Consider the following 219-nt stretch of genomic DNA (forward strand, 5'->3'; position numbering starts at 1 on the left):
TCTAGACGGTCACTACTCATTCATGGTCAGTCCGTCCACCCACCGCCCTGGACACCTACGAACTACCACGGCTCACACACACGCGACACGCCGACTCTCCAGAGTCGGACGCTGACCATCATCCTTCCCACACGGGAAGGTGGGCTCATAGCTCAGCGGTAGAGTGCCTCCCTTGCAAGGAGGATGCCCTGGGTTCGAATCCCAGTGAGTCCATGTCAG

General features: G+C 59.4%; 1 tRNA gene. It reads left to right on the forward strand.

Annotated features, from left to right (window positions below):
• Positions 1-141 precede the first annotated feature (141 nt).
• A tRNA-Ala gene (locus C461_RS14900) sits at positions 142-213 on the forward strand.
• Positions 214-219 lie beyond the last annotated feature (6 nt).

It is taken from the genome of Halorubrum aidingense JCM 13560, from assembly GCF_000336995.1.
Lineage (GTDB): Archaea > Halobacteriota > Halobacteria > Halobacteriales > Haloferacaceae > Halorubrum > Halorubrum aidingense.